The following is a 12,312-nucleotide window of genomic DNA, read 5'->3' as shown; positions in this document are numbered from 1 at the left end:
AGAAGCAATTGAGGGAGACAAAAATGAAAAAGACCACAGCGATACTGGCGATGGCTCTGGGGCTCGCCTTTGCCGGCGCAGCCCATGCGCAGCAGAAAACCATGTCGATCGGCACCGGCGGCACCGGCGGCGTCTACTATCCGCTCGGCGGTGCGGTTGCCAACGTGCTCTCGAAGAACCTGCCCAACATGCAGGCTACCGCCGAAGTCACCGGCGGCTCGGTCGACAATCTCAAGCTGATCGGTGCCGGAAAAAGCGAGCTTGCCTTCACCATGGCCGATGCGGCGCTCGATGCGTTGCAAGGGCAGGACAAGTTCAAGAGCGGCAAGGTGCCGCTGCAGGCGCTGCTCGTGGTCTACCCGAACCGCATGCATGTGGTGACGGTGGAAGGCACCGGTATCCAGACCATGGCAGATCTCAAGGGCAAGCGTGTTTCGACCGGTTCGCCCGGCAGCGCCACCGAAGTGATGGCATTCCGCGTCATCGAGGCGGCCGGCCTCGACAAGGACAAGGACATGAAGCGCGAGCGGCTCGGCGTCGCCGAATCCGTCAACGCGGTCAAGGACCGCAAGATCGACGCCTTCTTCTGGGTCGGCGGCATTCCGACCGCCGCAATCACCGATCTCGCGGCCACTCCCGGTCTGAAGATGAAGCTGATCGACCATGGCGATCTGGCCGAGAAGATGAATGCCAAATACGGCAAGCTCTATTCGTCGAGCAAGATCAAGGCGGGCTCGTATCCCGGCTACGACAAGGACAACTCCATCACCGACGTCTGGAATCTGATCGTCACCGGCGACAAGATGAGCAATGAGGACGCCTACACCATCGTCAAGACGCTGGTGGAAAAGAAGGCCGACATTGTTGCCGTGCACAAGGAAGCCGAGAGCTTCTCGCTCGACAACCAGGTGCAGGACCGTTCGCCGATTCCGTTCCATCCTGGCGCGTTGAAGTACTTCAAGGAGAAGGGTATCGGCGGCTAAGGCATCGCGCTCGAGCTATTTGGCTTGCGTCATCAGTGACCGCGGTCTGCCGAGGACCGCGGTCATTCTTTTGGCCAGGGTTGTGAGCCTTGCGGCATTGCTGCGCCTGCGAGGGAGCGTTCAGGCGACGTTCGCTGAGCCACGAACATCGCGGCGCCGGCGAGCGACCACAGGCGTTAACACGCGAGGCTGATCAAATGTTGCCCAAGCCGGGCATCAGCGCGTTGAAGCCGATGAAATGACCCCGTCGAGTGTCCCGGCGCTGGTTGGCTGCTTCGCGGCAGCAGCTTCCCTAAAATTTTATTCTTGTCGGCTGCTTTAACCCTACCGAAGTAATCATGTGACCTGCCGCAAAATTCCATGATTGCGACCGCAACGCCGATGTACCACTGGCGTTGGGGTAGCTAGCGGGAGGGTGGCATGGAGCAAATCAACTTTGTCGAGTATTCGCGCGCGGCGCACTTTGGGCATCGGAAGCTGGCGCCCAGAGCGTGCGTCGTCGACAGCAAAAGGCACCTCCGATTGTTTCTTTCCGACGCTCTCGAGGATCTCGGGTTCGTCACCTGCGAATGCGGCCAGGCCGGCGATTTGGCCGGCATACTGCAGGCGGAGCAGCCGGACCTGATCGTGCTCAGCGTGTGCGCCGACGGGATCAATGTCGGCGAAATTCTCGAGGCAATCGTCCGGAAAGATTTCGGCGGCAAGGTTCTCGTGATCGGTCAACCCGACACGATCATGGTTAAGGCGGTCAGGCAGATTGGCGAAGAATACGGCATTGCCATGCTGCCCTCCTTGCCGACGCCATTCGGCGCAGCGAGCCTGCGCGCCAGCCTCGCGACGCTGCTGCCTGCCGAGCCGGCGCCAAGCCCGGCCGTCGACGTCGCCGAGGCGTTGAAGGCTGGCTGGCTCGAATTGTGGTATCAGCAGAAGATCAACACCCGCACACTGGTCCCCAGCGGAGCGGAGGCGCTGGTCCGCATGCGGCATCCGGCCTGGGGCGTGGTCCCGCCGGCCTACTTCATTCCCGACGACAAGGATCCGCATTTTTGCAAGCTTTCCGAATTCGTGATCGGCCGCGCGATCGAGGACTGGCGCTACCTGCTGGAGAGCCAGGGTCCGGTCGACCTCTCGATCAACCTGCCAATATCGTTCTTCGACGACGCAGCGGCGGTGCGCGATCTGTGCCGCGCCATGCCCGCCCACCCGGCGTTCGGAGGACTTTTGATCGAAATCAACAGCAGCGAGGTGGTCGACCATCCGGATCTCGCAGTGGACACCGCAAGACGGCTACGCCTGCACAATATCGCGATCGCCATCGACAATGTCGGCGCGGAATGGCCGTCGCTGCTGGAGCTTCGGAGCTTCCCGTTCGTCGAGCTGAAGGTCGACCAGCAATACGTCAAGGGCTGCGCCGACGATCGGCTGAAGCAGACGGTATGCCGACGCATCGTCGAACTGGCCCGAGACAACGACGCTCGCGCCGTCGCCCAGGGCATCGAGACGCGCGCCGATTACCTTGCCGCGCACGACATGGGATTCGATCTGATCCAGGGCCATCTGTTCGGTAAGCCCGTCGGCGTGCGCAAATTCGCGCGGTCGCGCCCTCAGCTTGCAGCCGACCCCGAGAAGGCTCCCTGAGCGAAGCTCACTCGAATTTCATGTCGATACATTTCGCGATGTCGGAGCCGAGACCGGACGAGATGATGATGCAGCCGCGCACCTTCAGATTACTGTTGTCGCTGGCCCACACCGCATAGCCACCGGGACCGAAGAACGAATTGGTGTTCGGCGGCTCGGTCTCGGTGGCATCCGAACGAATAGTTCGCGTCGGTATCGAAGATGCGGGGCTTCTTGGTGCAGCCGCCGTCGGCCTGCACGTTGATGACTTCCTTGTTGTCCCGCGTCAGCGCCATCGAGACCTGGCAGCGGAAATACTCTGACGTCTTGGTGTTGAACACGTAAGCATAGGATTTGCAGGTCGAGGTGTTGAGCTTGCCCGCACTCAATCCCCGACTGCAGGCGATCCGCTGGTTGTTGGACAGTTTGAAATTGTCAGCCTCTGCCGCTTGAGCCGGCGTCATGAACGATAGCGCAACACCAAGACCGAGCTTCATGACGTGATTCATCCTAACCATCCCTATGACGTTTTTCGCAATGCATGCTTGTAGCCGGAAAGGCGAACATAGTCGCGAAGTCGGACGCGGGAAATCACAAAGTCTCAAGGGCCGTGTGATGCGTCGAAGGTGGCAATTGACGGCGCAATGCCGTTCGTGATTTGTTCAAAACGTGGGACAGAAGCCGCTTAAGGCCGCTGGGAGGATGACGATGACGAGCGTTTCGACAAAATCAGTTTTGATGGCGGCCGCACTGACGGGGCTGGCGACATCGGCATTTGCGCAAGGCGCGGCACCGACTCCCTGGGAATTGAAGTCGGACATGGGTTACGCCTACGGCAGGGACGGCAAGACGCTCGCCTACAAGCTGGGCACCAATAATGCCGGCTTGCTATTGAAGGGCGCCAAGAAAGTGCCGAAGGGCACGTTGTTCTTCCTTGGCCAGAACGGGCAGCTCTACATGCGCTCCGGCCCCTATCTGGAAGGCGACGGCAAGTTCATGTTCGGATCGGAGTGAGGCGCTACGAGGCTGGCGCTGCGATACCCTCCCCTGGAGGGGGAGGGTCGACGCTCATGAAATGAGCGGCGGGGTGGGGTGACGGTTTCTCCACATCCAACAGTGCCCGAGTGGAGAGATCACCCCACCCCGTCTCTCATTCGCTGCGCTCATGTGAGCCGACCCTCCCCCTCCAGGGGAGGGTGACACCTAAAACGCCGTCGCCAACTCCTTTGCGCCGGGCTTGCTGGAGTTGAAATCCATCCGCTCGTCGGTGATCGCCAATAGTTTCGCCACCGTGTTATGGCGGATTGCGACCGGGTTACGCTCGTAGCCGCCACGCTGGAAGAAATTCGAGGTCGGCACCTGCTCGCGCATCGCCTGCGGCATGGTGACCATGTCGAGGCCGGTGCCGTCACCGGTGAGGTTCATCATTTCGAGTTCAGCCGCCGTCAGCGGACGATTGTAGCCCTTGGCGCGCGCGAAATGGACCGATGTCAGCAGCTTGTGGGTCTGCAACATCGGTCCGACGTCGACATCGAGCACCATAGCGTGCACAGCCCAGCCCTGCGGGGTGTTGGCGAGCTTCTCATGCTCGGACCAGGTATCCGGCACGGTGCGCGTAAACGCCACCATCCTTTTCAAGACGGCAAGCTTCTGGTCCATCGCCTTGCGCGGCGCGCCCGACAGCGTCGCGGCCCTAGCCGTCAGTTCCTTGATGATTTCGTGGCCCTGTTCGGCCAACAGCTCGACGCTGTTGGTGGTGAGCAACTGATTGTAGCCGATCGCGGTCGAGATCGCGCGCGAGCCCGGCTTCGAGGGGTTCAGCCCCGACTGCATGTCGTAATTGCCGCTACCGCCGGTCTCGAACGAGTAGACCCGCACCGCCTGCTCGCGCGTTAATCCCGCGGCCAACGCGTAGCGGGCATAGGCGCGCTTGAACTCGACCTCGGTTGCCGGCCGTTGCGGCGTGAACTGGAAATGCTCGGCGGCCGCTTTAAGAAAATCGGCAACCACCGGCAGCGGCTTGCGCTCGCGCGGCGGCTTTTCTTCTTCCGGCTCCGGACTGACCGGGCGCTTCGGACCGGTGTAGACCGGCGGCTGCGTCAGCACGTAATCGTTGAGCGTGATGGCCTGGCGTTCCCGGCGCTTGGCGTTACGGCCCTTTCGCTTCTCGGAGATTGAGGTCCAATAGGCGCCCGCCTGCTCTTCGAACGCTGCGCGGGCTTCCTGATACTCTTTCAGCTTGCGACGGTATTCGGCCATCGCCTGCGGCGAGGCGGCTTGCGCCATGGCGTCGGCGGTTGAGGGAGGGAGCAGCTCCGTCGCCACGGCAGGCGGCGCACTCGCGAGCAGCGCGAGCGCAGCTAATCCGGAACCCATGCGAATCAATGGCAGGCGCATGGCACGGTTGTAGCAAGCGCGCCTACGATGTCAGCCCCGAAAGGGCGCGACTCTTTTTCCCTTCCCCTTGTGGGAGAGGGTGGAACGCCGCTCACTCCTGCTCAACGCCGCTGGCCTTCACCAGTTGCGACCACTTCTTCTCGTCCTTGTCGATGAAGGCCGCATAGTCTTCCGGCGTACCGGGGGTAATTTCGGTGCCGTCATTGCTCAACTGCTTCTTCACCTCGTCGGAGGCGAGCGCGTCGCGCAGCGCCTTGTTGAGCTTGTCGACGATCGGTCGCGGCGTGCCGGCGGGCGCGACGAGGCCGTAGTAGAGCGAAGCGTCGAAGCCGGATAGCCCCGCCTCCATCAGCGTCGGCACATCGGGCAACAGGCTCGATCGCGTGGTGCTGGTGACCGCAAGTGCGCGCAATTTGCCGGCGGAGACGTTGGCGTGCGAGGCCGGGATCGGCGCGAACGCCATCGGGATGTGGCCGCCGAGGAGATCGGTCAACGCCGGGCCGGTGCCCTTGTAGGGGATATGCACCAGCTTGATGCCGGCCGCGCGGGCGAAATATTCGCCCGTGATGTGGCTGGCGGTGCCGGCGCCGGCCGAGCCGAAATTGACCTTGTCGGGATTGGCCTTCGCATGGGCAATCAATTCGGCGACACTCTTTGGCGGGAATGATGGATGCACCACGAGCGAATTCGGTGCGTTGCCGATCATGCCGATCGGTGCAAAATCCTTACGCGGATCGTAGCCGGGATTCTTGTAAAGTGAGGGGCCTATCGCGAGCGTGCCGGTGTAACCCAAGAGCAGCGTGTAGCCATCCGGATCGCTTTTCGCGACCGCCTTGGTGCCGACCGTGCCGCCGGCGCCGGGACGGTTGTCGACCACCACCTTCTCGCCAAGCATCTCGCTCATTTTGTCGGCAATGGCGCGGCCGACGATCGAGGTGCTGCCGCCGGGCGCGAACGGAATGACCAGCGTGATGGCGCGGGCGGGATAGGTTTGAGCGCGCGAAACGTCTGTTGCCGCGCTCAAGCCGAGCATGGCGGCTGCGACGCAAAGCCACTTTCTCCCGATGGACATGGTGGGCGACTCCCGGATCTGTTCTTCTTCTTGACGCAGCTATCGTCTCCGAAACCACCAACATCCGCAACCCGCGCTGCATGAGCACGCTCTCTCACATGGTGAGATGAGCAGCCGCTTCGGCGGCTAGCGCCGACTCTATTTCCAGGCGAACACCGGCTGCTCCAGTTCGGCCACACGGGTCTCGCGACCCGCCAGGACTTCGGCAAACTGATAGATCAGCGCCGCCGTTGGCGCGTGGATTTGCTGGCCGGCATGGCGGAAGCGGATCACGCGCCGCGTGCTTTCGGGAATCCTGGTGAAGCTGAAGACGTCGGCTCGCTCGATGTCGTCGAGCGCGACGCGATGTACCGAGGCGACCTCCGCCGGATTGGGGACGATATCGCCGTTTGTACCGACCCAGACCACCACCGGCGTGATCAGATAGCCTGAGCGCGTCGGGTAGTCGTCGAGCAGGCCCAGCACATCGCTTTCGCCGAGGCCGACGCCGAGTTCTTCGTGGAGCTCGCGCAGCGCGGCCTGTGCCGGCGCCTCGCCGTGGTCGCAGCGCCCACCCGGCAACGCCCATTGGGCGGCGTGGGCGCGCAGGCTTGCGGCGCGGCGGGTCAACAGAAATGTGGTGCCCGGGCCGCTCTCGGCTTCCGCCAGCGCGATGGCGACCGCGGCGCGCTTCAGCTCAGGCTCTGCGCGCTCCGAGGGCACCCGCGCAAATGCCGCGCAAAGCTCTGCAATATTCCGCCGCGTGGTATCGTCAAATGGCCTGGCCATCCCGCTTGACTACAACACCAGCGCATCAGATGAAATGACCCCGGACAGCAAGATAGCCCGCAGGAAACGGAAAGCACGGCATGACAGCCAAGGCCGCGGACAAGCTCAAATCCGACGGCTGGAAGATCGTCGAAACCTCCGGCTTCCTGCACCTGATCGGCCCGCTGTGGCAGCGCGTCGTCGACGGCGCGCACGAATACGCGCTCGCCACCGAGGACAAGCACCACAACCGCCGCGGCCTGGTGCAGGGCGGCGTCATCATGACCTTCGCCGACCGCACCTGCGGCATGACCGCCCGCTTCGTCTCGGGCAAGCCGACGCTGGCGACCGTGCAGCTCGATACGCACTTTGTCGAAGCCGGCAAGATCGGAGAGGTTTTGGTGTCGAAGCCGCATGTGGTGCGCTCCACCCGCAGCCTTATTTTCATCACGACGGAAGTGACGGTCGACAAACGCTGTATCGCGATGGCGAGCGGTGTGTTCAAGATATTGAAGAGCGAGGGTTGAGAGTTGCCGTCATTCCGAAGCGATGCGGAGCATCGAACTACGGGGCGGCCTTCCGCCCCTGAGAATCTCGAGATTCCGGGTCTGGTGCTGACGCACCATCCCGGAATGACTGCCAAAGACTGAGGAGCGATTGATGCAATACCGCCAACTCGGCCGCAGCGGCCTGAAGATTTCACCGATCTGCCTGGGCACCATGATGTTCGGCGGCCCCACCGATGAAGCCACGTCGTCGCGCATCATTGCGAAAGCGCGCGAGGCCGGCGTCAACTTCATCGACACCGCGGATGCCTATAATGGCGGCCAGTCCGAGCAGGTGGTCGGCCGTGCCATTTCAAACAATCGCACGAACTGGATTCTGGCGACAAAACTCGCCAACCAGATCGGCGACGATCCCAATCGCGGCGGGCTGTCGCGGCGCTGGGTGATGCAGGCGGCGGAAGAGAGCCTGCAACGGCTCGGCACCGATTTCATCGACATCTATTATCTGCACAAGGAGGACCACGCGACGCCGCTGGAGGAGACGGTGCGCGCGATGGGCGATTTGATGCGCCAGGGCAAGATCCGCTATTTTGGCGTCTCCAACTACCGCGCCTGGCGCGTCGCCGAGATCTGCAACATCTGCGACAACAACGGCATCGATCGCCCGATCGTCAGCCAGCCCTATTACAACGCCATGAACCGGATGCCGGAGGTCGAGCACTTTCCGGCTTGCGGCTATTACGGCCTCGGCATCGTGCCCTATAGCCCCTTGGCGCGCGGGGTGCTGACCGGCAAGTACAGGCCGGATGCGGCGCCCGGCGAGGACACGCGTGCGGGGCGCGCCGACAAACGCATGATGCAGACCGAATGGCGGGCGGAATCGCTGCAGCTCGCCCAGGAGATCAAGCGGCACGCCGAAGCGCGCGGCATCACCGCCGGGCAATTCGCGGTTTCATGGGTGCTGAATTCGTCATTCGTGAGCGGGGTGATCGCGGGCCCCCGGACCGAACAGCAATGGGATGATTATATCCAAGCGCTGGACTATCGCTTCACGGCGGAGGACGAGGCGCTGGTCGACCGGCTGGTGGTGAGCGGCCATCCCTCGACGCCGGGGTTCAATGACCCGGCCTACCCGATCGAGGGCCGGCGGGCGCGGACGGACGGCCAAGCTCGATGAGCGGGAACGGCGGTTCCGCGGCGGCCCACGACTTGGCGTTGCATCCGGGCTGGAGCGCTCGGTAACGGGATAGTAACCTCGCCGGTAGAAAACTCCCTGTTCAGATGGGAGGTCCATGTGGTGGACGAGCACAGGATAGCACCACGGCGTCGGCTCTTGAAGGCGGGCAAGATTTCGTTTGGCGGCGGCGCCGTCATTGATTGCACGGTGCGCAATCTTTCCGAAACCGGCGCTGCGCTCGAGGTAAGCTCTCCCGTCGGCATTCCCGAACGCTTCACGCTGGTGATCGAAGCCGACCACATCCATGTGCCGTGCCGCGTCGTCTGGCGAAAAGAGACGCGGATCGGGGTTCATTTCGAAACCTGACCGGCGCATTTCAGCAGCCATCGCGCGCGGCACGCGACCGCGCACGACAAATCGTCTGAAACACACGCCGAGTCCCGGACTCGAAGAGTCAGTGTCTGGATTCGAGACTGACGATCACGCCTGTCGGCTCGGGCTCGTGTGGCGACAATTTCGTCAGCGTCTCATCGCTCCAATAAGCAAGGTTTACGATCATGCCGATTGTGGTTTCCCGCTCGGAAGCCTCGGTCGGCTCCAGGACGTTGAGCCCGCCGCTGTCGAGGAAGAATGTATGATCCCCAAACATGCTGGCTAGCTGCGGAACCACCGGATGATCGTCGGGAAGCGCCTGGGCTTCGAATTGCGTCAGAGCGCGTTCTACCTGTGCCGAGTTCAATTTCATGCACGATCTCCTTACTTGGCTTCTGGTTGGTGAGCACCGCGTGACGGCCTTGACCGCGCGCGGCTCTTTCTGCGGAGGGAATGACGTCAAGCGTGTCGGATCCTGATCGCTCGTCCCCACCGGCGTCACGCGCCGGCTCGCAGCTTCGCTTTCAATTCCGCAAGCACGCCGAATTGAAGTCGGGACAGTGGTGCCTCTTGGCGCCGCTTCAACCCGGCAACGAAATTAAATTCGCAATGTTCCGCAGAAAGGCATGTTTGAAATCGCACGGAACCAGGCGGAAAAGTTCCAGCGCCCGCGATTGCTTTCGGCCTGGTTCTTTCGAACGACCGCCGGCATCGCGTGACTGTCGCCGGCTATTTCCCCTCGGGAATGGGATGCCGCCTTGCCAGTTCGTCGAGCGGCAGATGCGCTTCCTCGTCGCTCAGCGCAAAACGCACGATGACATCCTGACGCCCGACCTGCCCCCAAAGCCCATCCGATGACCATTTCTGTGGCGCAGGCCCTCGCAGGCCTTCCACCCAGACAAAGTACCATTCCGTCATCGCAGCACCTCTTGGGTCTTCGATCAGGTCTCTTCGATCAGGTCTTGGAGATCAGCTCTTGGAGATCAGCTCTTGGAGATCAGCTCTTGGACCGGAACCAGATGCGTCGTGGCCTCGTTGGAATGATATCGCCTCATACGCATCCTGACAGAAGGATTTCGCCATGGAGATCAAGAATTTCAAGGACATGTACATTGCCGAACTGCAGGAACTGGTGAGCGTCGAGGACCAACTTGCGGAAGCACTGCTGCGGATGGCGGCGGCGGCAGCCCACCCGGCACTCAAGGACGCGCTGGTGGACCATCACGCGGAGACGGTCACGCAGAAGGGCCGCCTTGTGGCCATCCTTCGCCAGCATGGCGCAGACCCGGCGGCGCATGTCGACCAGGCCATGGAGGCGCTCATCCGTGAGACCCGGAAGATGCTCGCCATGCTGGAGGGCGACGACCTTCGCGATGCCGGCCTGATCGCATCCGCCCAGAAGCTCGAGCACTATGAAATCGCCGCCTACGGCTCGGCCGCCGCGCTGGCGGGGCAGTTGGAATTGCGCAACGACCAGGCGACGCTGCACGAGAGCCTGATGGAAGAAAAAGAGATCGATGCGCTGCTCACCGATATCGCCAAGGGTGAGGTCAATCCGGATGCGCTGGCGGCGTGACTTCGGGGCTGCTGGCGCTCGCAAACACGCAAACCGCGCCAGCATGAGGTGCAGCGTCCGTGCATGTGACGCTGCCGCTCAGGACGGCGACACGCGCTGACAGCGCCTTCGCGACGATCTTCGGGCGCGATCTTCAGCGTGTTCGGGATTTAGGCCCGCTGCTCTTGGTTTCGGATTTCTTGGTTTCGGATTCAACTGTCAAACAGCGAGAGGGTGTGCGTCCGCGTTCTCGCGGCGTGAAGCGCCCGAGCTTTGCTTGAACTTCCGCCCTCCATCGAAACAAGGGCGCAGGGAAAGCCGGGTGCTCGCTGCACCCGAGGTCTCGTGTGCTGTTTGCGCATAAGGAAATGCACACGAGCATACAGGGCAGCGGAGGCATTCCGGCTTTCCCTGCGCGATGGTTTACGGCTTACTTCGTGCTCTTCCCGGAGAACGGCTCTTTTGCCTCCGTCGTCGGCGGGACACTTCCCGCCAACTTAACGCCAGCACCGCGGCGCCCGAACCACACGACTTCGCCGTCCGCTTCAGGCGCCGACGTCAGCTAGCGCCATTCACGTCCACCGCATCTCACCGCGCGTTCGTGACGTGGCCAACGCCCCTTGGGTGGGTGAGACGGGCGGAGTTATGCCGGTGATTTGGGTTGCAAGTGAAGTGGAATATTTTTAGTCACCGGACTTGACACGACTTCTGAAAATCAGAAGTGATTTGCCTGTCGTGCCAATTGGTCGCACTCGCGCGCAGCAACGCTACGCGTGCGGCAGAAGGCGGGACGTCTCGAATCGAACAGACTCACTTCCGATCTTCGCCCTCGCGACGCTCCTTGAAATGCGGACTGGCGGCCTCGTCGTGACCGCTTCGGCTGCTGAAGAACATCAGCGCCATCAGGCCGCACCCGATCAGGAGCGAGAAGAACGTGCCAAGGCCAAGCGCGATCCAGCCGTGCGTGCTCATCGGAACGTCGCTGCTTGCGTTCCAGACGTAAGCGGCCCACACGCCGGTGAGGACAAGCAGAGCAGCAAGCACAATGAGCAGGACGATTTGCCCCGAGCCAATCTTGGCTCTTTCCGAAGATTGCTGCATGCACCAACTCCACCTTCCGGTGAACCAAACGGACTGGAGCGTGTCCGTTCCTAAGAAAAATTACCTTTTCTTCCCCCTCAGCGCCTTCACCACCCGCTTGCGGCTGCTGCCGACCTTCTTGACAGCTTTCTTCACGGCCGAGACCGACTTGCGGGTTTTCTTTGCGATGTACCGTACCTCGTAACTCTGCCTGCCCGCCGGCCACGCGCGCACGATCCTGATTGCGTCCACGCAGCGACTTCTTCGCCTTCTTCGCCATTTCGAATTTCCTCCAAGTGCCCCGCAGTGCAACGCGAGGTATGGAACGGAGTTCCTGGCCATCCCGGCTACGCTTGCTGCGCGGGACTGCGGTGGAGGTCGCAACCAGTTCGCCATATCGCTCACGCGAATTGCGCGAGGCCGTGGCCGACCGACCAATTCTCTTTCGCGGCCTCCAGAACGTTCACGAACACGTTCTCCGACCGGATGCCGGGGCTTTCGGCGAGCAACTCCGCCGTCCGCCGGAACAGCGCTTTCTTCTGTTCTGATGTACGGGTGTTGAACACGGTGATTTGGATGAACACAACATCGTCGCTGCGCGCGACGCCATAGGCATCGCCGTAGCGGAAGTTCGCCGCGTCATGTTCGGTGATGGTCATGAACTGGTCGTCTTCGGGCACACTGAGCGCTTCCCGCATCGCGCGGTAAAGGCTGTCGAAGATCGCCTGTCGGTAGGCTTCCGGCTTTCCGGCGCGCAGAGAGATGTGAACGAGCGGCATCGCGGATCCTCCTTGACGAAGTGAGCT

Annotated in this window: 14 protein-coding genes and 2 pseudogenes; 7 read left to right on the top strand and 9 right to left on the bottom strand. The window is 62.1% G+C overall.

The genetic code is table 11. The features are described from left to right. The first annotated feature begins 23 nt into the window (after positions 1-23). Both V1277_RS18355 and V1277_RS18350 read left to right on the top strand, forming a co-directional pair. Entirely contained in the window at positions 24-983 is a 960-nt protein-coding gene (locus V1277_RS18355) for a TAXI family TRAP transporter solute-binding subunit (RefSeq protein ID WP_334370654.1), read from the top strand. A 420-nt stretch (positions 984-1,403) separates the two neighbouring features. Next, on the top strand, positions 1,404-2,621 hold the full coding sequence (locus tag V1277_RS18350) for an EAL domain-containing response regulator (protein ID WP_334417527.1): 1,218 nt from the start codon (positions 1,404-1,406) through the stop codon (positions 2,619-2,621). 7 nt (positions 2,622-2,628) lie between these two features. Here V1277_RS18350 and V1277_RS18345 read toward each other — a convergent pair. Then, positions 2,629-3,109: pseudogene (locus V1277_RS18345) on the bottom strand (hypothetical protein). 199 nt (positions 3,110-3,308) lie between these two features. Between V1277_RS18345 and V1277_RS18340 the strand changes: the two are divergent. After that, the gene (locus tag V1277_RS18340) at positions 3,309-3,614 is read left to right on the top strand and encodes a hypothetical protein (RefSeq protein ID WP_334370660.1); all 306 of its coding nucleotides are present in this window, start codon (positions 3,309-3,311) and stop codon (positions 3,612-3,614) included. A 189-nt stretch (positions 3,615-3,803) separates the two neighbouring features. Here the strand turns inward: V1277_RS18340 and V1277_RS18335 are convergent, their stop codons facing one another. The 3 genes from V1277_RS18335 to V1277_RS18325 all read right to left on the bottom strand — a co-directional run bounded on the left by V1277_RS18335 (position 3,804) and on the right by V1277_RS18325 (position 6,837). Continuing rightward, complete coding sequence (locus tag V1277_RS18335) at positions 3,804-4,997, bottom strand: hypothetical protein (RefSeq protein ID WP_334417526.1); 1,194 nt, start codon at positions 4,995-4,997, stop codon at positions 3,804-3,806. Positions 4,998-5,088: 91 nt separating this feature from the next. Continuing rightward, positions 5,089-6,069 (bottom strand): Bug family tripartite tricarboxylate transporter substrate binding protein, encoded by a 981-nt coding sequence (locus V1277_RS18330; protein ID WP_334417525.1) that lies wholly within the window; start codon positions 6,067-6,069, stop codon positions 5,089-5,091. Positions 6,070-6,207: 138 nt separating this feature from the next. Further along, positions 6,208-6,837: an NUDIX hydrolase gene (locus V1277_RS18325; protein ID WP_334417524.1), complete on the bottom strand. Its 630-nt coding sequence runs from the start codon at positions 6,835-6,837 to the stop codon at positions 6,208-6,210. An 80-nt stretch (positions 6,838-6,917) separates the two neighbouring features. Here V1277_RS18325 and V1277_RS18320 point away from each other — a divergent pair, with 80 nt between their 5' ends. From V1277_RS18320 to V1277_RS18310, 3 genes are all read left to right on the top strand, one after another. Continuing rightward, positions 6,918-7,343, top strand: coding sequence for a PaaI family thioesterase (locus tag V1277_RS18320; protein ID WP_247510296.1), 426 nt, complete (start codon positions 6,918-6,920; stop codon positions 7,341-7,343). Positions 7,344-7,476: 133 nt separating this feature from the next. Continuing rightward, the gene (locus V1277_RS18315) at positions 7,477-8,499 is read left to right on the top strand and encodes an aldo/keto reductase (protein ID WP_334417523.1); all 1,023 of its coding nucleotides are present in this window, start codon (positions 7,477-7,479) and stop codon (positions 8,497-8,499) included. 120 nt (positions 8,500-8,619) lie between these two features. Next, positions 8,620-8,865 (top strand): PilZ domain-containing protein, encoded by a 246-nt coding sequence (locus V1277_RS18310; protein ID WP_334417522.1) that lies wholly within the window; start codon positions 8,620-8,622, stop codon positions 8,863-8,865. A gap of 88 nt (positions 8,866-8,953) precedes the next feature. On the opposite strand, the gene V1277_RS18305 is transcribed toward V1277_RS18310, so the two are convergent. Beyond that, the gene (locus V1277_RS18305) at positions 8,954-9,244 is read right to left on the bottom strand and encodes a hypothetical protein (protein WP_028348084.1); all 291 of its coding nucleotides are present in this window, start codon (positions 9,242-9,244) and stop codon (positions 8,954-8,956) included. Between the two features lie 356 nt (positions 9,245-9,600). Next, positions 9,601-9,789, bottom strand: coding sequence for a hypothetical protein (locus tag V1277_RS18300; RefSeq protein WP_334417521.1), 189 nt, complete (start codon positions 9,787-9,789; stop codon positions 9,601-9,603). Between the two features lie 163 nt (positions 9,790-9,952). Here V1277_RS18300 and V1277_RS18295 point away from each other — a divergent pair, with 163 nt between their 5' ends. Then, positions 9,953-10,447 carry a YciE/YciF ferroxidase family protein gene (locus tag V1277_RS18295; protein WP_334417520.1) on the top strand — a complete coding sequence of 165 codons (495 nt, stop codon included), beginning with the start codon at positions 9,953-9,955 and terminating at the stop codon, positions 10,445-10,447. Positions 10,448-11,236: 789 nt separating this feature from the next. Here V1277_RS18295 and V1277_RS18290 read toward each other — a convergent pair. From V1277_RS18290 to V1277_RS18280, 3 genes and pseudogenes are all read right to left on the bottom strand, one after another. Next, a complete protein-coding gene (locus V1277_RS18290; RefSeq protein WP_334370674.1) occupies positions 11,237-11,527 on the bottom strand; it encodes a hypothetical protein in 291 nt (96 codons plus the stop codon). Between the two features lie 60 nt (positions 11,528-11,587). Further along, positions 11,588-11,786: pseudogene (locus V1277_RS18285) on the bottom strand (DUF3606 domain-containing protein). A gap of 121 nt (positions 11,787-11,907) precedes the next feature. Then, positions 11,908-12,285 (bottom strand): tautomerase family protein, encoded by a 378-nt coding sequence (locus V1277_RS18280; protein ID WP_334417519.1) that lies wholly within the window; start codon positions 12,283-12,285, stop codon positions 11,908-11,910. Positions 12,286-12,312 lie beyond the last annotated feature (27 nt).

Source organism: Bradyrhizobium sp. AZCC 1588 (genome assembly GCF_036924735.1).
Classification (GTDB): Bacteria; Pseudomonadota; Alphaproteobacteria; order Rhizobiales; family Xanthobacteraceae; genus Bradyrhizobium.
This window is presented reverse-complemented; position numbering and strand designations above follow the sequence as displayed.